The organism is Microbacterium horticulturae, assembly GCF_029094505.1.
Classification (GTDB): Bacteria; Actinomycetota; Actinomycetes; order Actinomycetales; family Microbacteriaceae; genus Microbacterium; species Microbacterium horticulturae.
Genome location: NZ_CP119108.1, coordinates 3,478,743 through 3,498,090 on the forward strand (window position 1 = coordinate 3,478,743; position 19,348 = coordinate 3,498,090).

Here is a 19,348-nt window from a genome sequence, read left to right on the forward strand (position 1 = left end):
CCCGACACTCCCTTGTGAGGAACCAGTCTTGAGACACTGCGGCGCGCTGAGACGTGGCGATGAGCGCGCGATTCACCCACCTTGGCACGGGCCTCGGACACACACCACCCCTCGCGCGGAGTCGTCGCCGGGCGTGCACGCAGTGTTCACCCGCGTTCGCCGAGGCTGCACGGGGCGTCAGGCAGCGGCATCCCGCATCGCCGGCGCAAGAACCTCACGGCACCACGTGCGGAAATCGGTGGGAGCGAGCTGCGCCTTCGGCCAGTCCTCATCGTTGATGCCGTCATCCTGCGCCGCGAACATCTCGGTGACGTCTCGCACCGCCTGCTCGCTCGCCCCTTGTGCCTGCATCATCTGTGCGAGGTCGGTCATCGCCATCTGCTGATACACGACCGGTCGGCCCACCTCGTCGCCGATGATCTCGGCCATCTCGTCGGGTGTGGTGATGTCAGGGCCGAACAAGGGCACGTTGGCCTGACCCTTCCATGAGAGGTCGACGAGCAGGTCGGCGGCTGCAGCAGCGATGTCGCGGGTGGCGATCGACGCGAGCGGCTGCTCGGGCGCGCAGGTGAGCGAGAGCACCCCGTGCTGGATGGCGCCGACCTGGCCCAGCAGGTTGTCCATATAGAAGGGCATTGACAGCGCTCGATAGGCGGAGCCGGATGCCGCAAGCTCGGCATCCATCGCAAACGCCGCCGACAACGTGCCCGCGGGCTTGCTCCACCCGTGACCCGCGGTGCTGACGCCGACGACATGGCCGACTCCGTGCCGGGCGACGGCCGCCGCCCCGGCGCGACCAAAGTCGAGGTAATGCTCCAGCGCGCTGGGGGCATTCGGGTTCGGCGGCACCACGAAGAACAGCGCGTCGGCGCCGTGGAGCGCACGGTCGAGCACTTCGGGGTCGTTGTGCGAGCCCTCGATGACCTCGACCTGCCGACGAACCCCGGCGGCAAGGCGCGACGCATCGCGAACGATGACGCGCACCTCTTCTCCGCGATCGAGCAGCAGTCGGACGAGTCGGCTGCCGATCTGGCCCGTGGGTGTGGTGACAACGATCATGCTTCTCCTCAAGATGAACCGGAATTCCGCTTCCGTAGGCTAGGCGGATTATGCCGCCGGGTCAAGCCGTCGCGCTAGGGTGGGTGCCGATATGACTGCCACCGACGCCCCGCGGCGGGCCGACGCCCGGCGCAACCGCGAAGCCGTGCTCGACGCGGCCGGGGCGCTGTTCGCCGCGTCGTGCGGCGACGTGCAGATGAGCGACATTGCGGCGCGCGCCGGCGTGGGCGTCGGAACGCTGTATCGCCATTTCGCCGACAAGCAGGCCCTGCAAGCTGCCATCATCGGTCGCCGTTTCGAGGCCATCGCCGGCCTCGCTCAAGAGGCCGAACACATCGCCGACCCGTGGTCTGCACTCCAGGCCCTGCTGTACGGATATCTCGAGGCCGCACAGGCCGATGCCGGCTTCCGCTTCTCGATTCTGAGTCCGATCGAACCGGCCTGGGGCGACATCGCCTCCGAGAAGGGCGACTTCGCCGCCAGCGTCGCCCGCATCGCCCAGCGAGCCGTCGCTGCCGGGGTCGTCCGCAGTGATTTCACCGGCGACGACGTCATCCTCATCACCCGCGGAGCCATGTCGAACATGCGCGACGATCGCACATGGCGCCGCTTCGTCGAGCTGGCACTGGACGGCATCCGCACGCGATAGGCCGCGGCATCCACCACCCGTCACACTCGAGGAAGACGACGCGAAGGAGCATCCGTGATGGCCGAGAACCGCAGCGACATCCTCGCCCTCGACGACGAGCTCACCGACGACGAGCGCGCGCTGCGCGACACGGTGCGGGAGTTCGTCGATCGGCGCATCCGGCCGAACATCGCGCACTGGTTCGACGAGGCGCACTTTCCCGTCGAGATCGTGCCCGAGCTGGCGCAGCTCGGTCTGCTCGGCATGCATCTGCAGGGGTACGGCTGCGCCGGCCGCAGCGCCGTCGACTACGGGCTGGCCATGCAAGAGCTCGAGGCGGGAGACTCGGGCATCCGCACCTTCGTGTCGGTGCAGGGGTCGCTCGCGATGTCGGCGATCTCGAAATTCGGCTCCGAGGAGCAGAAGCAGCACTGGCTGCCGCGGATGGCCGCGGGCGAGGCGATCGGATGCTTCGGCCTCACCGAGCCCACCGCCGGTTCTGACCCCGCGAGCATGGCGACGACCGCGCGGCTCGACGGCGACGAATGGGTACTGCGCGGCGCCAAGCGATGGATCGGCCTGGCTTCGGTCGCCGATGTCGCGATCATCTGGGCGCGCACCGACGAGGGCGTGCGCGGCTTCGTCGTGCCCACCGACACGGCGGGGTTCACCGCGACGCTCATCCCGCAGAAGCTGTCGATGCGCGCGTCGATCCAGTGCGACATCGCGCTCGACGACGTGCGCCTACCGGCCGACGCCGTGTTGCCCGGCGCGAAGGGACTGCGCGGCCCGTTCTCGTGCCTGAACGAGGCGCGCTACGGCATCGCGTGGGGCGCTGTGGGCGCCGCGCGCGACAGCTACGAGGCGGCCCTGGGCTACGCGCTCGAGCGCACGCAGTTCGACCGGCCGATCGCCGGATTCCAGCTCACGCAGGCCAAGCTCGTGGACATGGTGCTCGAGATCCAGAAGGCGCAGCTGCTCGTCCTGCGGCTGGGGCGGCTGAAGGATGCCGGAAAGCTCGAGCCGCAGATGATCTCGCTCGCGAAGCTCAACAACACGCGCATCGCGATCGACATCGCCCGGCAGGCGCGCACCGTGATCGGCGGCAACGGCGTCACGCTCGACTACTCGCCGCTGCGGCATGCCGCCAACCTCGAGTCGGTGCGCACATACGAGGGCACCGACGAGGTGCACACGCTCATCCTCGGCGAGCGGATCACCGGCATCGCGGCGTTCCGCTGAGGGTGGATGCCGTGGGCTCGAGCCCCGCAGAGGTGTCGGGCCGCGGCATCCACCTGCCATACTCACGGCATGTGGATCGGGTGGATCGAGTTCGACCTGCTGCTGGGCGACGTGCAGTCCCTCAAAGAGAAGAGAGCCATCGTGCGGCCGATCCTGGCGGATCTGAGCCGGCGCACCGAGGCAGCGGCCGCCGAGGTCGGCTCGCAGGATCTGCGGCGGCGTGCTCAGCTGGGCGTGTCGGTGGTGGGGTCGGATGCGACGCACATCCGCGATGTGCTCGACCGCGCCGAGCGGCTGCTGGCCGACGACCATCCCGAGATCGTGCTGCTTTCGGCGCGGCGCGGACTCAACTCGAGCGACGACTGAGCTCAGATCAGCCCGGCACTTGCCCGCGGCATCCACACGTCACAACGCCAGATGCAGACGCACCGCCGCGTCGAGGCCGGCCATAAGGTCGCCCGGCACCCATCCGACGACCCGACGCACGCGCAGCAGCGAGACCGCGCGGAGCTGTTCGGCCTGCGCCTTCGAGTCACGGGAGAGACCGGTGGATGCCGCCGGCAGCAGCACCTGGAACGGATAGACCTTCTCCGTGTTCGAAGTGACCGGCACCACGGTGAGCACGCCGCGGCCGGTGCGGAGCGCGGCGGCGTTCGCGGTGTTGTTGCTCACGACGACGGCGGGTCGGAGCTTGGCAGCCTCAGACCCGTCAGACGGATCGAGGTCGACGAGCACAATGGCGCCGCGCCGCACGAAGGGCAGCTCGCCGCTCACGCGGGGAGCCCGTCGGCGGCCGTAGCATCCCAGGGCGCCGCGTCGTCGGACTCGTCCCATGAGCCGTACGCCTCAGCGTAGGCATCGGAGAGCTCACTCTCGCGCAGGAGCCGGATGGCCGCCTGCACCGCCGCCGACCGGCTGGCGAAGCGCCCGGAGAGCGACTGCCCGTCGAGGTACGCGACGTCGTCGTCGTCAAGACTGATGCTGACCTTCGAGACCATGACCCAATGCTACCTCGGTCATACCGGCGTTGCTACCGCGCGATCAGGCCCCGACGATGCGCAGACCACGCGCGCCGAGGGCGCGGCGGTCGGCGCGCAGAGAGGTCAGCAGGCGGTCGAGGTTCGCCTGCGTGTGGCGGGAGAGGGCGGATGCCGCGGCCTCCGGATCGCGGGCTCGCACGGCCTCGACGATCGCGGCGTGCTCTTGCCATGCGGCATCCCGCCCTTCTTCACTGCGCAGCTCGAGCCAACGAGCCCGTGCCATGCGCGTGACGGCGTCGCGCACCGCCTGCGTGAGGAAAAGGTTGCCGCCGAGCGCGGCGAGCCCCACGTGGAAATCCGAGCCGCGCTCCAACCCTGCGTCTTCACCTGCCGGAAACTCGTCGGCCGACAGTGCCGCGAGCTCGGCGCCCGTCGCGCGTTCGCAAGCCAGGCGTGCGGCGGCGATCTCGACGGCCTCGCGGTATTCGGCGAGCGCGACGACCTCGTCGAGGTCGATCGGCGCCACCTGCCAGGCGCGTCCGTCACGGGCGACCAGGCCCTCACCCTCGAGGCGCATGAGCGCGGCGCGCACGGGCGTACGGCTGGCGCCGTGTTCGGCTTCGAGACCGCGTTCGCTGAGGTGCGCGCCGGGCACGAGGTCGAGCGAGAGGATCGCGCGACGCACCTGCGCGTAGACGTGATCGGTCTGTGAGGGCATCGGGGCTCCCGTCGGGCTGCGCGTGGGCTCTGCGTCTGGGCTGTCAGTATGGACGGCGCGAGTTGGCGTCAGCGTTGGTATACCACTACGGTATACCAACATGAGCGACACTCTCAGCGAGGCACGACCGCTGGGCGCACGCCCCTGGATCATGCTGGTCGTCGCCGTGCTCGCGCAGGCCGCGGGCACGGTGTTGCAGTCGGCGCCGGCGTTCCTCATCCCCCTGCTGCACACCGAGCGCGGCATGTCGCTCGCTCAGGCGGGCCTGCTCGCCTCGGCGCCGACGCTCGGGCTCGTGATCACGCTCGTCGCGTGGGGAGCGCTGACCGATCGGATCGGCGAGCGCTGGGTCATAGCAGGCGGCATGGCGCTGACCGCGCTCGCAGCGCTGGGGGCGATCTTCGCGTCGGGATACCTGGGGCTCGGCGCCTTCCTCCTGCTCGGCGGCGCCGCCTCAGGCAGCACGAACGCCGCGAGCGGACGCGTCGTCATCGGCTGGTTCCCCAAGCATCGGCGGGGCCTCGCCATGGGCATCCGGCAGATGTGCCAGCCGCTGGGCGTGGCCGTGGCGGCCCTGGCGATCCCTTCGCTGGCCGCGAACGGAGGCGTCGGCGCCGCGATGACCCTGCCCCTCGTGCTGACGGCGGTGCTGGCCGTCGCCAGTGCCGCGTTGATCGTCGATCCGCCACGGCCGCTGCGGGCCGCGGCATCCCCCCACCAGGCCAACCCATACCGCTCACGGCTCGGACTCGTGCGCATCCACGCTGCATCGGCGCTGCTGGTCGTGCCGCAGTTCACCGTGTCGATCTTCGGGCTCGTGTGGCTGACGGTCGACCGCGGCATGAGCGCGACCGCCGCCGGCGTCGTCGTGGGCGTCGCGCAGTTCATCGGAGCGCTCGGCCGCGTCGCCGTCGGTATGCTCTCCGACCGGGTCGGCAGCCGGCTGCGTCCGCTGCGGTGGGTGGCGTGGCTGGCCGCCGCTGTCATGGTCCTGCTGGCGCTGAGCGAGCTCGCGCCGGCGTGGGCCGCAGCCGCGGCGCTCATCGTGGCCGCGACCGTCACGGTGGCCGACAACGGACTCGCCTACACCGCGGTCGCCGAGATCGCGGGCCCCTTCTGGTCGGGCCGGGCGCTCGCGACCCAGAACACCGGGCAGTTCCTCGCCGCGTCGATCGTCGGACCCGCGGTGGGCGCGCTCATCACGATCGCGGGGTATCCGCTCGCGTTCGCGGCGGTCGCACTCGCGCCGGTGGTGGCGGTGCCGATCATCCCTTGTGATGAAGGGGTGGATGCCGCGGCTGCGGCGGGCGAGGGGGATGCCGCGGCTGCGGGCATCGGGGTTCAGAGCGTCCCGCGTACACAGGGTCGGGGATTGTCCTCAACACGCCGGTGACGCGCAGCCTCCGACGGAGTGTCGTCGACAATCCCCGACCGTATGCACACGCAGCCCGGCGCCGGCGAGTTCGCGCGCACCGTGCTGACGATGCGTACGACCGAGTCGGTAGCAGCGGGCAGGGGGATCGCTCGCGGCTGCCGTTGTGACGCCGCGTCCGCGCGGGCCGCGGCATCCATCACCGCCGCCTGGCGGCCCGCGTACGATCGAAGCACCGCATCCGCTCTTGCAGGGAGACCCACCCGTGCCCACGCCCGCCGCACTCGCCCACGCCGAAGACCTCGCCGCGTTCGTCGCCGCGTCGCCGTCGAGCTACCACGCCGCCGCCGAGGTTGCGCGCCGGCTGGAGGCCGTCGGCTTCACCCGACTCGACGAGACTGAGGCGTGGCCGGATCAGGCCGGCGGCCGATTCGTCGTCGTTCGCGACGGCGCCGCGATCGCCTGGGTCGTGCCCGAAGGCGCCGCGGCCACCACTGGCGTGCACGTGTTCGGAGCGCATACCGACTCGCCGGGCTTCAAACTCAAGCCGCAGCCGACGACCGGTTCACACGGCTGGCTGCAGGCGGGCGTCGAGGTCTACGGCGGCCCGCTGCTGAACTCGTGGCTCGACCGCGAGCTGACCCTGGCCGGACGAGTCGTCCTCGACGACGGCACGCAGGCGCTGGCATCCACCGGTCCCCTGCTGCGGCTGCCGCAGCTGGCGATCCACCTCGATCGGGGCGTCAACGACGGCCTCACCCTCGACAAGCAGCGGCACACGCAGCCGGTGTGGGGACTGGGCGAGCCGCAGTCCGCCGACCTGCTCGCCGCCGTCGCGGTGTCGGCGGGGGTGGATGCCGCGCGCATCCGCGGCTACGACCTGGTCACCGCCGACACGGCACGTGGGGCGGTTTTCGGACACGACGACGCGTTCTTCGCGGCCGGGCGCCTCGACGACCTCGCCTCGGTGCACGCCGGCGTCGTTGCGCTCGCGCAGCACACGGCGAGCGAGCGCATCGCGATGCTCGCGGTGTTCGATCACGAAGAGCTCGGGTCGTCGACGCGCTCGGGGGCGGCCGGCCCCTTCCTCGCCGAGATGCTCGAGCGGGTCTGGCTGGGGCTCGGCGCCGACCGCGAGCAGCAGCTGCGCGCGCTCGCGTCGTCGTGGTGCGTCTCCAGCGACGTGGGGCACTCGGTGCACCCGAACTATCCCGAGAAGCACGACCCCGTCGTGCAGCCGCTGCTCGGCTTGGGACCGATCCTGAAGATCAACGCGAACCAGCGCTACGCCACCGACGCCCCCGGCGCTGCCGCCTGGCATCGATGGTGCGACGCCGCAGGCGTGCGCAGCCAGGAGTTCGTCTCGAACAACGCCGTGCCGTGCGGCTCGACGATCGGGCCGATCACCGCGACGCGGCTGGGCATCCGCACGGTCGACGTGGGCATCCCCATCCTCTCGATGCACTCGGCGCGCGAGCTGGCCGGCGTGGACGACCTCGACGCGCTCTCTCGCGTCGCGGGCGCGTTCTTCGCGGCGTAGCCGCGGGCCGCGGCATCCACTCCGCCACAGGAACGCGCACGGCCCCGCGCCGGCGCGCACATGCGTACCATGGCCAGACGGGAGGGAACCATGGTCCAGGTCCGCGTCGCCGGCGTCGCACTCGATGCCACGGGGCAGCACGTGATCCTGCTGCAGCCGATCGACGCGTTGCCGACCGAGAGCCGGCTGCTGCCGATCTGGATCGGCAGCATGGAGGCCACGTCGATCATGGTCGCGATCGAGGGCGCCGAGACGCCACGCCCGCTCACGCATGACCTTCTGCGCACCATGCTTGAGACGCTGGAGGCCACCGTCGAACAGGTCGAGGTCACCCGCATCGACGACGGCACGTTCTATGCCGAGATCACGGTGAACGCGGGCGGCGCCGTGCACCGCATCGACGCACGCCCGTCGGACGCCGTCGCTCTGGCCTCGCGCACGGCGGCGCCGATCTTCGTGGCCGACGAGGTGCTGGCCGAAGCGGGCGTGGAGGATGTGATCACCGAAGCCGAGGCGGAGGCCGACGTCGAGGAGTTCTCGAAGTTCATCGACGAGGTCGACCCCGACGATTTCAAGGAGTAGCCCGAAGGGCGCCACGATGTATCGCCGGGCGTCGTTCGTGCCTCTCCCCGGTGAGGGCCGCGCCGTCCACTGGGGATGGACCGCGGCATCCCTCTGATGGAGACGATTGATGATGACTGCTCTGACAACCGCCGACGACGCCGTCGCCCGGCTGCGCGAGGTGCTCCGCGAGAGGCTGTTCACGGCCGGTGACGAAGGCTATGACGCGGCGCGGCTTCCCTGGAACCTGGTGACCGACCAACGACCGTACGCGGTGGCCGTGCCCCGCACCGCAGACGAGGTGGCCACCGTCGTGCAGGCGGCTGCGGCATCCGGCCTGCGGATCGCCCCGCAGGCGACCGGACACGGCGCGGGCCCTCTGCGCGGCACCGACCTCGGCGACACTATCGTCGTGTCGCTGCGTGAGATGCGCGACGTGGCCGTCGACCCCGGCGCACGTACGGCGACCCTGCAGGGCGGTGCCGTATGGCACGACGTGCTCGCGGCGGCGACCCCGCACGGGCTGACCGCCGCGCACGGCAGCGCCGGCGACGTGTCGGTCGTGGGGTACGCGCTCGGCGGCGGTGTCTCGTTCTACGGGCGCACGCACGGGCTCGCCGTCAACGGCGTGCGCCGCGCGCGGGTGGTGGTCGCCGACGGCTCGATCGTTACGGCATCCGCCGATGAGAACCCCGAGCTGTTCTGGGCGCTGCGCGGCGGGGCCGGCGCGTTCGGCGTCGTCGTCGAGCTGACGATCGACCTGCTGCCCTACTCCGACGTGTTTGCGGGCCTGATGCTGTGGGACGGATCGCGCGCCGCCGACGTCGCCCGCGCCTGGGTCACCTGGACGGCGACCGCACCCGAGACTACGACGACCTCGCTGCGGATCATGCACTTCCCGCCGCTGCCCGAGCTGCCGCCGTTCGTGTCGGGACGCTCGGTCGTCGCGATCGACGGCGCTGTGCTGGAAGGGGATGCCGCGGCCGCCGAGATCCTCGCACCGCTGCGCGCCCTCGAACCCGAGATGGACACGTTCGGGCGCATTCCGGCCGCGGCGCTCACGGCGGTGCACATGGATCCGCCCGAGCCGTCGGCCGCCGTCTCGGAGCACGCCATGCTCACCGCCCTCGACGACGCGTTCGTCGACGCGTTCGTCACGGCGGCGTTCGCGGCCCGACCGATGATCAGCGAGATCCGTCACTGCGGCGGGGCGTTCGCGCGGCCGGCGGCCGACGCCGGCGCGGTCAGCGCGCTGGAGGGCGACTATCTGCTCTCGGCGCTGACGATCGTGCCGGTGCCGCCGGCAGTGCCTGGCGGCCTCGCCGCCTGCGGGGCGGTGGTCGACGCGGTGCGTCCGTGGCGCGGGCCGGGGGTGGCGCTGACCTTCGTGGACCTGCCCGACCGCGACGTGACGGCGGGCTTCGGCGCCGGTGCAGCACGCCTCGCCGCGCTGCGCCGCGAGCGCGACCCGGAAGGGATCTTCGTCGCCGCGCACCCGGTGGGCTGACCCTGCCCCGTGAGACCGCCACGGGTCGCTGAGAGAGAAGGAACCACCCGCACTCTCGTCCGCCCGTTGCAGTCTCACCATCGGAGGGCGGCCGGACCGAGCGGACCCGGGCCGCCGACCCGAGGCCCGGCGCGGGCCGGGCCGGCGTGGCGAAAACGCAGCGGCCGGGTAATGTGTGCTCGTGGCAAACCAACGGCGGACTCCGGGTTCGCAGACTTCACTTCGTGAAGCCAATCGGGCGCGAATCATCGCCGCGATCAAGAAGCACGGCAGTCTCACGCAGGTCGAGCTCGCCGGTGTCACGGGGCTCTCGCCGGCGTCGGTTTCGAACATCGTACGCGAGCTCGGCACCGCCGGGGTACTGCGCACAAGCCCCAGCACCCGCAGCGGCAGGCGCGCCACGCTCGTCTCGTTCGCGCGCGCGATCGGCCTGGTCGCCGGCATCCACGTCTCGGCTCGCCATCTGCGGGTCATCGTCGCCGATGTCAACTGCACCGTGCTGAGCGAGCACCATATGCCGCTGGCTCGCGACCACCGCGCCGACAACGAGCTCGACCGCGCATCGCTCATGCTCGCCGACATGCTCGGCGACCTCGACTCGGCCATCGACGAGCTCGTGGGCGTGGGGCTCGCGATCTCGGCGCCGATCGAGCGGGGCACCGGCCGGGTCGCCGGCCGCGGCATCCTGCGCGGCTGGACCGGGGTCGACATCCCCCAGGTCGTGCACCGCCGGCTGCGCCGCCCCGTCTACCTCGACAACGCGTCGAACCTCTCGGCCCTCGCCGAGGCACGGCTGGGCGCGGCGCGCGGCAAGCAGAACATCGTGTTCCTCGACATCGGCGAGGGCATCGGCTCGGGCCTGATGCTCAGCGGCCAGGTGCTGCGCGGCCACAACGGCACGGCCGGGGAGCTGGGCCACACGATCATCATGGAAGACGGACCCCTCTGCCGCTGCGGCAACCGCGGCTGCCTCGAGGCCATCGCCGGCGGTCCCGCGATCCTCGAGCGACTCGACACCCCCGGCGGCACGATGAAGCTCGGCGACATCGTGCTGCGCGCGATGGCCAATGACGGGCCGAGCATCCGGGCCCTCGCCGAAGCCGGCCGGCACATCGGCCTGGCCACCGGCAACCTCTGCAACCTGGTCGACCCCGAACGCATCGTCGTCGGCGGCGACCTCGCCCGCGCCGGAGAGCTGCTGCTCGGCCCGATCCGGCTCGCGATGGAGCACGCGGTCGTCGTCGATCCCACGCACGCCCCCGACGTCGTCCAGGGGCAGTTGGGACTGGATGCCGCGGCCATGGGCGCGATCGTCCACGCGATCGACTCGACCAATGTGCGTGCAGCTGCGATGTGAGGGCGGGATGCCGCGCCGTTGCGAAACCGTTGCGTTCAAGTATTGACGCCAAGAGTTCACACCTGGCATGCTCAGGGTGTCGCCACAGCGGTCGACACAGCAACGGAGGATTTCAATGAAGAAGATCAGCATGAAGAGGGCGCTCGTCGCGACGACCGCGCTGCTCTTGTCTGCGGGCATGCTCTCGGCGTGTTCCAACGGCGCTCAGAAGCAGAGCGACAACGGCAGCCCCGCCGCCGACAACGCGAGCTCGGCCAAGATCGGCCTGCTGCTTCCCGACAACGTCACCGAGCGCTACGCGAGCGCCGACAAGCCCTACTTCGAGGCGAAGGTCAAGGACCTCTGCGCAGGCTGCACCGTTCTGTACGCGAACGCCGACGGCGACGCGGCCAAGCAGCAGCAGCAGGCCGAGTCGATGCTCACGCAGGGCGTCGACGTCCTGGTGCTCGACCCGTTCGACGGCAAGGCGGCCGCCGCGATCGTCAACCAGGCCAAGGCCAAGAACATCCCGGTCGTCTCGTATGACCGTCTCATCGACAGCGCCGACGTCTCGTACTACGTGTCGTTCGACAACGAGAAGGTCGGACAGCTGCAGGCGCAGGCGCTCGTCGACCGCATGAAGGAGCTCGGCCTGCCCAGCAACGCGGGCATCATCATGGTCAACGGCTCGCCGACCGACCCGAACGCCGCCCAGTTCAAGAAGGGCGCCCACAGCGTCATCGACTCGTCGGGCCTGACGGTGCTGGCCGAGTACGACACACCCGGATGGGAGCCCCCCAAGGCCCAGGACTGGGTCTCGGGCCAGGTCACGCAGTTCGGTGACAAGATCAAGGGCGTCTACGATGCGAACGATGACACCGCCGGCGGCGCTATCGCAGCGCTGAAGGCGGGCGGCATCTCGCCGCTGCCGCCGGTGACCGGTCAGGATGCCGCGCTCTCGGGCATCCAGCGCATCATCGCGGGCGACCAGTACATGACCGTCTACAAGGCGTTCAAGCCCGAGGCCAATCAGGCCGCTGAGCTCGCCGTCGCACTGGCCAAGGGCGAGAGCCCGAAGGCCGACACCACCGCCGACACCACGAGCGGGGCATCCATCCCCTCGTTCCTGCTGACCCCGGTGGCCGTCACGGTCGACAACATCATGGACACGGTCGTCAAGGACGGGCTGTACACGGTTGACCAGATCTGCACGTCGGCGTACAAGTCGGCATGTGAGAAGAACGGCATCCAGTAACCTTCCCTCCGCGTGTGCCGGCCGGCCTCGCCCGGCCGGCACACGCACACCCGAAACGAAGGAGACGCCGTGACCTCGGCATCCACTCTCGACGAACAACGCGCCCCCGCCCGCGAGCCGGTCCTGTCGATCCGCGGGATCTCGAAGGGCTTCGGCGCTGTCCGCGCCCTCACCGACATCGACATGGACGTCTACGCGGGCGAAGTCGTCGCTCTGGTCGGCGACAACGGCGCGGGCAAGTCGACGCTCGTGAAGATCCTCGCGGGCGTGCACGGCGCCGACCACGGCACGATCACGTTCAACGGCGAGACCGTGTCGATCCCCTCGCCCACCGCCTCGCGCGAACTGGGCATCGCCACGGTGTTCCAAGACCTTGCCCTCTGCGACAACCTCGATGTCGTCGCGAACCTGTTCCTCGGGCGTGAGCTCGGCGGCCTCGGCATGAACGAAGAGGCCATGGAGGAGCGCTCGTGGGAGCTGCTGCGGCAGCTCTCGGCCAAGATCCCCTCGGTGCGCATCGCCGTGGCATCCCTCTCCGGCGGCCAGCGCCAAACCGTCGCCATCGCCCGCTCGCTGATCGGCGAGCCGGAGATCGTCATCCTCGACGAGCCGACCGCCGCCCTGGGCGTCGCGCAGACCGCCGAGGTGCTGAACCTGATCGAGCGACTGCGCGAGCGCGGGCTCGGCGTCATCCTGATCAGCCACAACATGGCCGACGTGCAGGCGGTCGCCGACCGCGTGGTCGTGCTGCGGCTGGGCCGCAACAACGGCGTGTTCCGCACCGCCGACGTCAGCTACGAAGACATCGTGGCCGCCATCACCGGCGCCACCGACAACCCCGTGAGCACCCGCAGCGCCGCGCACCCGACCGAGAAGGACGCATTATGAGCTCGCCCACGACTCCACAGACGAAAGACAACTCCGCCCCCACGACGGTGGCGGCCGATCTGCAGGACGAACGCCTCACCCGCGGTCAGGGGCTGCGCGGGGCGTTCGCCGGATTCCTCACGCGCGTGCGCACGGGCGACCTGGGGTCCCTGCCGATCGTCGTCGGCCTCATCATCATCTGGATCGTCTTCCAGGCGCTGAACCCACGGTTCCTCTCGGCGACCAACCTCGTGGACCTCACACTGCAGGTGGCCCCGCTCGGTGTCATCGCGCTGGGCGTCGTCGTCGTGCTCCTGGTTGGGCAGATCGACCTGTCGATCGGTTCGCTCAGCGGTCTGTCCGCAGCGATCCTCGGAGTCACCTTCGTGAACTGGGGATGGCCCATCTGGGCGGCGATCCTGCTGGCGCTGGTCGTCGGAGCGGTGATCGGCTACTTCTACGGCTTCTTGTTCACCCGTTTCGGGGTGCCGACCTTCGTCGTCACGCTGGCCGGCCTCATGGGGTTCCTCGGCCTGCAGCTGTGGGTGCTCGGACCGTCCGGCACGATCAACATCCCGTACAACTCATGGATCGTCGAGTTCGCGACATCATGGTTCCTGCCGCCGTGGCTCGCTTACACGATCGCGGGTCTCGTCGTCGTCGGGATGGTCCTCAACGACATCTCGCGCGCACGACGCCGCGCCCGCTCGGGACTCTCGACGGGCCCGGTCTCATTGATCGTCATCAAGGCGATCGTCGTGGCGGTCATCGCCGCCATCGCGATCACCTGGCTGGCGACCAACCGCGGCGTGTCGGTGATGTTCCTCCTGTTCGTCGCGCTCGTGGGCGCCATGGCGACCGTGCTCACCCGCACGCGATGGGGGCGCTGGCTCTACGCCGTCGGCGGCAACGAAGAGGCTGCGCGCCGCGCGGGCATCAACGTGAAGACGATCTACATCTCGGCCCTGATGGTCGGAACGATCCTCGCCACCCTCGGCGGCCTGATGGCCGCAGCACGGTTGACGGCCGCGAGCATCTCCAGCGGTGGCGGCACCGACAACCTGACCGCGATCGCGGCCGCGGTCATCGGCGGCACGAGCCTGTTCGGCGGACGCGGCTCGGCCTGGTCGGCACTGCTGGGCATCTTCGTGATCAAGTCCATCCAGAACGGACTGGTGCTGCTGAGCCTCGACTCCGACGTGCAGTTCATGGTCACCGGCGCGGTGCTGCTGCTGGCTGTGATCATCGACGCGCTGTCGCGGCGCTCGCGCGCGAGCCACGGCACGGCATAGTCCGAAACGCTCAGCTCTTGATAACGCAGAGGTATCAAGAGGTGAGCGTTCCGTGGACATGGTCCTGCGGCATCCATTCCGCCCGCTGTGGGGGCGGGGTGGATGCCGCATCCGCACCTCGCCCGTGCGTCACGCGCGGGCGACGCGGCGTCAGCGCGCCAACGTCGCGATCGGGTCGTGCAGCAGCTCGGAAAGCGCCGCCTCGGCCGCACCGATCAGCAGCCGGTCGTCGGCGAGCGTCGCGAGGCGGATGTCGATCCCCTCGCCCGAGGTCGGCATCGACTGCGCACGCACATCGGTGAGAAGCCCCGGCAGGTCGCGTGCGGCCAGCGTCGCGAGAAAGCCGCCCAGCACGAGCACCGACGGATTCAACCCGTTCACGGCGTTGGCGAGCGCGGTGGCCAGGATGCGGCGCTGCCGCGTCACTTCGTCGGCCACGGCCGGATCGGCGGACGTCGCCAGGGCCGCGGCCAGCTCGGCCTCGTCGGCAGAGCGCAAGCTCACGGCGGCCAGCAGCCGACGCCTGCTCACCTCGTCTTCGAGCGTGCCGACCTCGCTGCGACGGTCGTCTTCGCTCGCGACGGCGGGGCGGCTCTGCCCGAACTCCCCTGCGTACCCGCCGGCACCGGTCAGCGGGTGGCCGCCGGCGATGATCGCGCCGCCGATGCCGCTCGCGCCACCGTTGAGGTACACGACGTCGTCGACGCCGCGCGCCGCACCGAACAGGTGCTCGGCGACGGCGCCCAGGTTCGCATCGTTGCCGACCACGACCGGCAGCTCCGTCGCCTCGGTGATGAGCGGGCCGAGCGCGGCATCCACCCATCCCAGATGGGGGGCCGCGCGCACCAGCCCGTCGGCGGCTCGCACCGGACCCGGCACTGCCACCCCGATCGACAGCACGCGCGCGTCGGCGAGTGGGCCGTCGCGCCAGGCGGCGATCTGCACGGCGATGAGGTCGGCGGTCTCTTCGGGCGTGAGCAGCTCGTCGCGCGCGATGCGGATACGCGCCCGGATGCCGCGGTCCAGTCCCACCGCGGCGAGAGTGAGGGCGTCGACCTCGGGGTTCGCGGCGACGACGACCGGCCGAACGTCGGCGGCGACCACCGGCGAGGGCCGCCCGACGCGCCCGTGTGCGGCCGGTTCACCCTCGAGCACGAGCCCTGCGACGGTCAGCTCGGTCACCAGATCGCCCACGGTCGAGCGGTTCAAGCCCGTCCGGGCGGTGATCACGGCACGCGAAATCGGCCCGTGCAGGTGCACGAGGCGAAGCACGTGCGAGAGGTTCGCCTCGCGTACACCGGTCTGTCTCACGCGACCACTGTACGGGATTTGTTGTTCATCGCGACGAACCGCTGGACGTGGCGGCGCGGCGAGAGGCTCCGCGCGACGCGCAGCGGCGCGTGGAGTGGCCGTGGGGACCATTCTGATATAGGTTGTTCCCAACAACATTTGATCTCTGCGCCGTGAAGGAGCGTCATGGTCACCCCCACCCCCGCCGACAAGTTCACATTCGGCCTCTGGACGATCGGCTACAACGGAACCGATCCGTTCGGCGGACCGACCCGCCCCGCCCTCGACGTCGTGCACGCCGTCGAGAAGCTCGCCGAGCTCGGCGCGTACGGTCTCACGTTCCACGACGACGACCTGTTCACGTTCGGCTCGACCGACGCCGAGCGGCAGAACCAGATCGACCGTCTCAAGCAGGTCCTGGCCGACACCGGCCTGGTCGTGCCGATGGTCACCACGAACCTGTTCAGCCCGCCCGTGTTCAAGGACGGCGGCTTCACCTCCAACGACCGCTCCGTGCGCCGCTACGCCCTGCGCAAGGTCCTGCGTCAGATCGACCTCGGCGCCGAGCTGGGCGCCAAGACGCTCGTCATGTGGGGCGGCCGCGAGGGCGCCGAGTATGACGCAGCCAAGGACATCCGCCAGGCGCTCGAGCGCTACCGCGAGGGCGTGAACCTGCTGTCGGAGTACGTCATCGACAAGGGCTACGACATCCGCTTCGCGATCGAGCCGAAGCCGAACGAGCCTCGCGGCGACATCCTGCTGCCGACCGTCGGGCACGCGCTCGCGTTCATCGGCTCGCTCGAGCACCCCGACATGGTGGGTCTGAACCCCGAGGTCGGCCACGAGCAGATGGCCGGTCTGAACTTCGCCGCCGGCATCGCCCAGGCGCTCTACCACGGCAAGCTCTTCCACATCGACCTGAACGGTCAGCGCGGCATCAAGTACGACCAGGACCTCGTCTTCGGCCACGGCGACCTGCACAACGCGTTCGCGCTCGTCGACCTGCTCGAGAACGGCGGCCCCGACGGCGGCCAGGCCTACGACGGCCCGCGCCACTTCGACTACAAGCCCTCGCGCACCGAGGACGAGACCGGCGTCTGGGACTCGGCTGCGGCCAACATGCGCACCTACCTGCTGCTCAAGGAGCGCGCCGCGGCCTTCCGCGCCGACCCCGAGGTGCAGGAGGCCCTTCAGGCCGCGCGCGTCGCCGAGCTCGCCCAGCCCACGCTCGGCGTGGGCGAGGGCTACGCCGAACTGCTGGCCGACCGGTCGGCATTCGAGGACTTCGACGCGGATGCCTACTTCGGCGCGAAGGGCTTCGGCTTCGTGCGCCTGCAGCAGCTGGCCACCGAGCACCTGCTCGGCGCGCGCTGACACCACCGGGGCGGCGCCGCACTCCGCCGCCCCTCGACCGTGAGAGTGCACCTGGTGGACGAGGAGTAGGGAAGCACCCGCTCCCTCGTCCACCAGCTGCACTCTCACCGAGGCAAGACCCCTACGGGGAGAGGACAAGACATGGCGCTGGTCGCAGGAGTCGACTCGTCGACGCAGTCGTGCAAGGTCGTGGTGATGGATGCCGCGACCGGCGAAGTCGTGCGGCAGGGGCGCGGTACGCATCCCGACGGCACCGAGGTCGACCCCGCCGCTTGGTGGGATGCTCTGCAGGCCGCGATCACCGAGGCCGGCGGGCTCGACGACGTCGAGGCCTGGGCGATCGGCGGCCAGCAGCACGGCATGGTCGTGCTCGATGAGGCCGGCGAAGCCATCCGGCCCGCGCTGCTGTGGAACGACACCCGATCGGCGGGCGCGGCATCCGACCTCGTCCGCGAGTTCGGCTCCGACGAGCTCGCCGCGCGCACGGGCCTTGTGCCGGTCGCGTCGTTCACGATCACGAAGCTGCGCTGGTTGCGCGACAACGAGCCCGAGAACGCCGCGCGCGTCGCGGCCGTCGCGCTCCCGCACGACTGGCTGACCTGGCGGCTGCGCGGCTTCGGTCCCGAGAACCCCGACTTCGGCGAACTGGTCACCGACCGCTCCGACGCGTCGGGCACCGGATACTGGGGCCCCGACGGCTACGACCGCGCGCTGCTGGTCGCCGCCCTCGGCCACGACGCCGTGCTGCCACGCGTGCTTGAGCACGAGGAATGGGTGCAGGATGCGGGGGGCCGCCGCGTCGCGCCGGGCGCCGGCGACAACGCGGGTGCCGCGCTGGGCGTGGGCGCGGGACCGGGCGACGCCGTCGTGTCGATCGGTACGAGCGGCACCGTGTTCGCAGTGAGCACCGAGCGCGTGATCGACCCGAGCGGAACCGTCGCCGGGTTCGCCTCGGCCGACGGAAACTGGCTTCCCCTGGTCGCCACGATCAACGCGTCGCGCGTGCTCGAGGCGATCCGGCGCGTGCTGGGCGTCGATCATGCCGGGCTCAGCGCCCTGGCGCTGGCCGCATCGCCGGGCGCAGGCGGATTGCACCTCGAGCCGTACTTCGAGGGCGAGCGGACGCCGAACCTTCCCGACGCGACGGCAACTCTGAGCGGCATGACGCTCGCGTCGACGACCCGCGAGAACGTCGCCCGCGCCGCAGTCGAGGGGATGCTGGGTGGCCTCGCCTACGGGATGCAGACGCTTCGCGACCTCGGGGTCGAGGTGCGACGCGCCCTGCTGGTCGGCGGGGGCGCGCAGTCCGAGGCCGTGCAGCGCATCGCGCCCGAGGTGCTCGGGGTGCCGGTCTCCGTGCCCGCGCCGGCGGAGTATGTGGCGCTCGGCGCGGCGCGCCAGGCGGCCGGGGTGCTCGCGGCGTGAGGTCGCGCCTGCGCGCCGCCACCGCCGATACGGCGCTGCGGCAGCACACCTTCTGAATCGGCATTGAACTTCCGGTTCACACAGGTCGGCCGTGCCGCAGCGGGGCCAGATTCATCTGAAGCAGCGGGGCCAGATTCATATGAATTCGTCCCGTGCACATCACACCTGCGCCGGTTCGATGTGCACGGGACGGTTTGGTGTTCAACGGCAACGGAGTGGTCCGCGAACGCGTGCGCGCGGTTTGCTCACCAGTTGATGACTCAGGAACATCAACTGGTGAGGGCCGCGAGCGGCATACCGGGCGGGCCCGCGCTGTGTGAACCGGAGGGACATACCCGGCGCACACACGCTGTGTGAACCGGAGGTTCAATGCGGTTGGAGAGTGCGTCGGCACCCCCATCGCAGGCCGCGGCATCCACCCCACACGCCGGCGAAGAGCCGGCGACGCCGCGGGCGGAGACCCAGAAGCACCGCGGACGGACAGCCCGGCCGCTACGCCGCCGGGAGCGCGGCGACCACGTCGATCTCGACGAGGATGTTCGCCAACTGCGAGCCGACGGTCGTGCGTACCGGGTAGGGCTCGGCGAAGAACTCCTTGTAGGCCTCGTTGAACTCCGCGAAGTCGGCGAGGTCGGCCAGGTGCACGGTCGTCTTCACGCAGTCGTCGAGGGTGAGACCCTGCTCGGCGAGCACGGCGCCCACGTTGCGCAGCACCTGGCGGGTCTGCTCGGCGACCGAATCGGCAACGGCACCCGTAGCAGGGTCCTGGGGGCCGAACCCGGCGGTGTAGAAGAATCCGTTCGCGACGATGCCCTGGCTGTAGGGTCCAGCCGGCTGGGGTGCGTTCGCAGTGCGGACGGCGGTCTTGGTCATGGGGTGTTCCCTTCTCGTGGATGGATGGA

At 70.5% G+C, this 19,348-nt stretch carries 19 protein-coding genes; 13 read left to right on the forward strand and 6 right to left on the reverse strand.

Going from position 1 to position 19,348, the window contains the following annotated elements; genetic code table 11:
• Window positions 1–177 precede the first annotated feature (177 nt).
• Complete coding sequence (locus tag PU630_RS16505) at window positions 178–1,059, reverse strand: NmrA family NAD(P)-binding protein (protein WP_275278146.1); 882 nt, start codon at window positions 1,057–1,059, stop codon at window positions 178–180.
• A 91-nt stretch (window positions 1,060–1,150) separates the two neighbouring features.
• Between PU630_RS16505 and PU630_RS16510 the strand changes: the two genes are divergently transcribed.
• The 3 genes from PU630_RS16510 (at window position 1,151) to PU630_RS16520 (ending at window position 3,295) form a co-directional block, all read left to right on the forward strand.
• On the forward strand, window positions 1,151–1,708 hold the full coding sequence (locus tag PU630_RS16510) for a TetR/AcrR family transcriptional regulator (protein WP_275278147.1): 558 nt from the start codon (window positions 1,151–1,153) through the stop codon (window positions 1,706–1,708).
• Window positions 1,709–1,765: 57 nt separating this feature from the next.
• Complete coding sequence (locus tag PU630_RS16515) at window positions 1,766–2,929, forward strand: acyl-CoA dehydrogenase family protein (RefSeq protein ID WP_275278148.1); 1,164 nt, start codon at window positions 1,766–1,768, stop codon at window positions 2,927–2,929.
• Window positions 2,930–2,998: 69 nt separating this feature from the next.
• On the forward strand, window positions 2,999–3,295 hold the full coding sequence (locus PU630_RS16520) for a DUF503 domain-containing protein (protein WP_275278149.1): 297 nt from the start codon (window positions 2,999–3,001) through the stop codon (window positions 3,293–3,295).
• A 39-nt stretch (window positions 3,296–3,334) separates the two neighbouring features.
• On the opposite strand, the gene PU630_RS16525 is transcribed toward PU630_RS16520, so the two are convergent.
• The 3 genes from PU630_RS16525 to PU630_RS16535 are packed head-to-tail and all read right to left on the reverse strand — an operon-like array spanning window position 3,335 to window position 4,627.
• Window positions 3,335–3,703, reverse strand: a complete 369-nt coding sequence (locus PU630_RS16525) for a type II toxin-antitoxin system PemK/MazF family toxin (protein WP_275278150.1) — start codon at window positions 3,701–3,703, stop codon at window positions 3,335–3,337.
• Window positions 3,700–3,927, reverse strand: coding sequence for a ribbon-helix-helix domain-containing protein (locus PU630_RS16530; protein ID WP_275278151.1), 228 nt, complete (start codon window positions 3,925–3,927; stop codon window positions 3,700–3,702). The genes PU630_RS16525 and PU630_RS16530 overlap by 4 nt, the downstream gene beginning before the upstream one ends.
• Window positions 3,928–3,970: 43 nt before the next feature.
• Window positions 3,971–4,627, reverse strand: a complete 657-nt coding sequence (locus tag PU630_RS16535; protein ID WP_275278152.1) for a GntR family transcriptional regulator — start codon at window positions 4,625–4,627, stop codon at window positions 3,971–3,973.
• A 100-nt stretch (window positions 4,628–4,727) separates the two neighbouring features.
• Between PU630_RS16535 and PU630_RS16540 the strand changes: the two genes are divergently transcribed.
• From PU630_RS16540 to PU630_RS16575, 8 genes are all read left to right on the forward strand, one after another.
• Window positions 4,728–6,020, forward strand: coding sequence for an MFS transporter (locus PU630_RS16540; RefSeq protein WP_275278153.1), 1,293 nt, complete (start codon window positions 4,728–4,730; stop codon window positions 6,018–6,020).
• Window positions 6,021–6,264: 244 nt separating this feature from the next.
• Entirely contained in the window at window positions 6,265–7,539 is a 1,275-nt protein-coding gene (locus PU630_RS16545; protein ID WP_275278154.1) for a M18 family aminopeptidase, read from the forward strand.
• A gap of 90 nt (window positions 7,540–7,629) precedes the next feature.
• Window positions 7,630–8,121: a bifunctional nuclease family protein gene (locus PU630_RS16550; protein WP_275278155.1), complete on the forward strand. Its 492-nt coding sequence runs from the start codon at window positions 7,630–7,632 to the stop codon at window positions 8,119–8,121.
• A gap of 112 nt (window positions 8,122–8,233) precedes the next feature.
• A complete protein-coding gene (locus PU630_RS16555; RefSeq protein ID WP_275278156.1) occupies window positions 8,234–9,607 on the forward strand; it encodes an FAD-binding oxidoreductase in 1,374 nt (457 codons plus the stop codon).
• A gap of 181 nt (window positions 9,608–9,788) precedes the next feature.
• On the forward strand, window positions 9,789–10,964 hold the full coding sequence (locus PU630_RS16560) for an ROK family transcriptional regulator (RefSeq protein ID WP_275278157.1): 1,176 nt from the start codon (window positions 9,789–9,791) through the stop codon (window positions 10,962–10,964).
• A 115-nt stretch (window positions 10,965–11,079) separates the two neighbouring features.
• Window positions 11,080–12,198: a sugar ABC transporter substrate-binding protein gene (locus PU630_RS16565; RefSeq protein WP_275278158.1), complete on the forward strand. Its 1,119-nt coding sequence runs from the start codon at window positions 11,080–11,082 to the stop codon at window positions 12,196–12,198.
• Window positions 12,199–12,267: 69 nt separating this feature from the next.
• Entirely contained in the window at window positions 12,268–13,086 is an 819-nt protein-coding gene (locus tag PU630_RS16570) for an ATP-binding cassette domain-containing protein (RefSeq protein ID WP_275278159.1), read from the forward strand.
• Entirely contained in the window at window positions 13,083–14,357 is a 1,275-nt protein-coding gene (locus PU630_RS16575) for a sugar ABC transporter permease (RefSeq protein ID WP_275278160.1), read from the forward strand. The genes PU630_RS16570 and PU630_RS16575 overlap by 4 nt, the downstream gene beginning before the upstream one ends.
• 150 nt (window positions 14,358–14,507) lie before the next feature.
• On the opposite strand, the gene PU630_RS16580 is transcribed toward PU630_RS16575, so the two are convergent.
• A complete protein-coding gene (locus PU630_RS16580; protein ID WP_275278161.1) occupies window positions 14,508–15,668 on the reverse strand; it encodes an ROK family transcriptional regulator in 1,161 nt (386 codons plus the stop codon).
• Window positions 15,669–15,833: 165 nt separating this feature from the next.
• Between PU630_RS16580 and xylA the strand changes: the two genes are divergently transcribed.
• Together xylA and PU630_RS16590 are read left to right on the forward strand one after the other, a co-directional pair.
• Complete coding sequence (gene xylA / locus PU630_RS16585) at window positions 15,834–17,021, forward strand: xylose isomerase (protein ID WP_275278162.1); 1,188 nt, start codon at window positions 15,834–15,836, stop codon at window positions 17,019–17,021.
• 141 nt (window positions 17,022–17,162) lie between these two features.
• Entirely contained in the window at window positions 17,163–18,446 is a 1,284-nt protein-coding gene (locus PU630_RS16590; protein ID WP_275278163.1) for a xylulokinase, read from the forward strand.
• Window positions 18,447–18,938: 492 nt separating this feature from the next.
• On the opposite strand, the gene PU630_RS16595 is transcribed toward PU630_RS16590, so the two are convergent.
• Window positions 18,939–19,319: a RidA family protein gene (locus PU630_RS16595; protein ID WP_275278164.1), complete on the reverse strand. Its 381-nt coding sequence runs from the start codon at window positions 19,317–19,319 to the stop codon at window positions 18,939–18,941.
• Window positions 19,320–19,348: the final 29 nt, after the last annotated feature.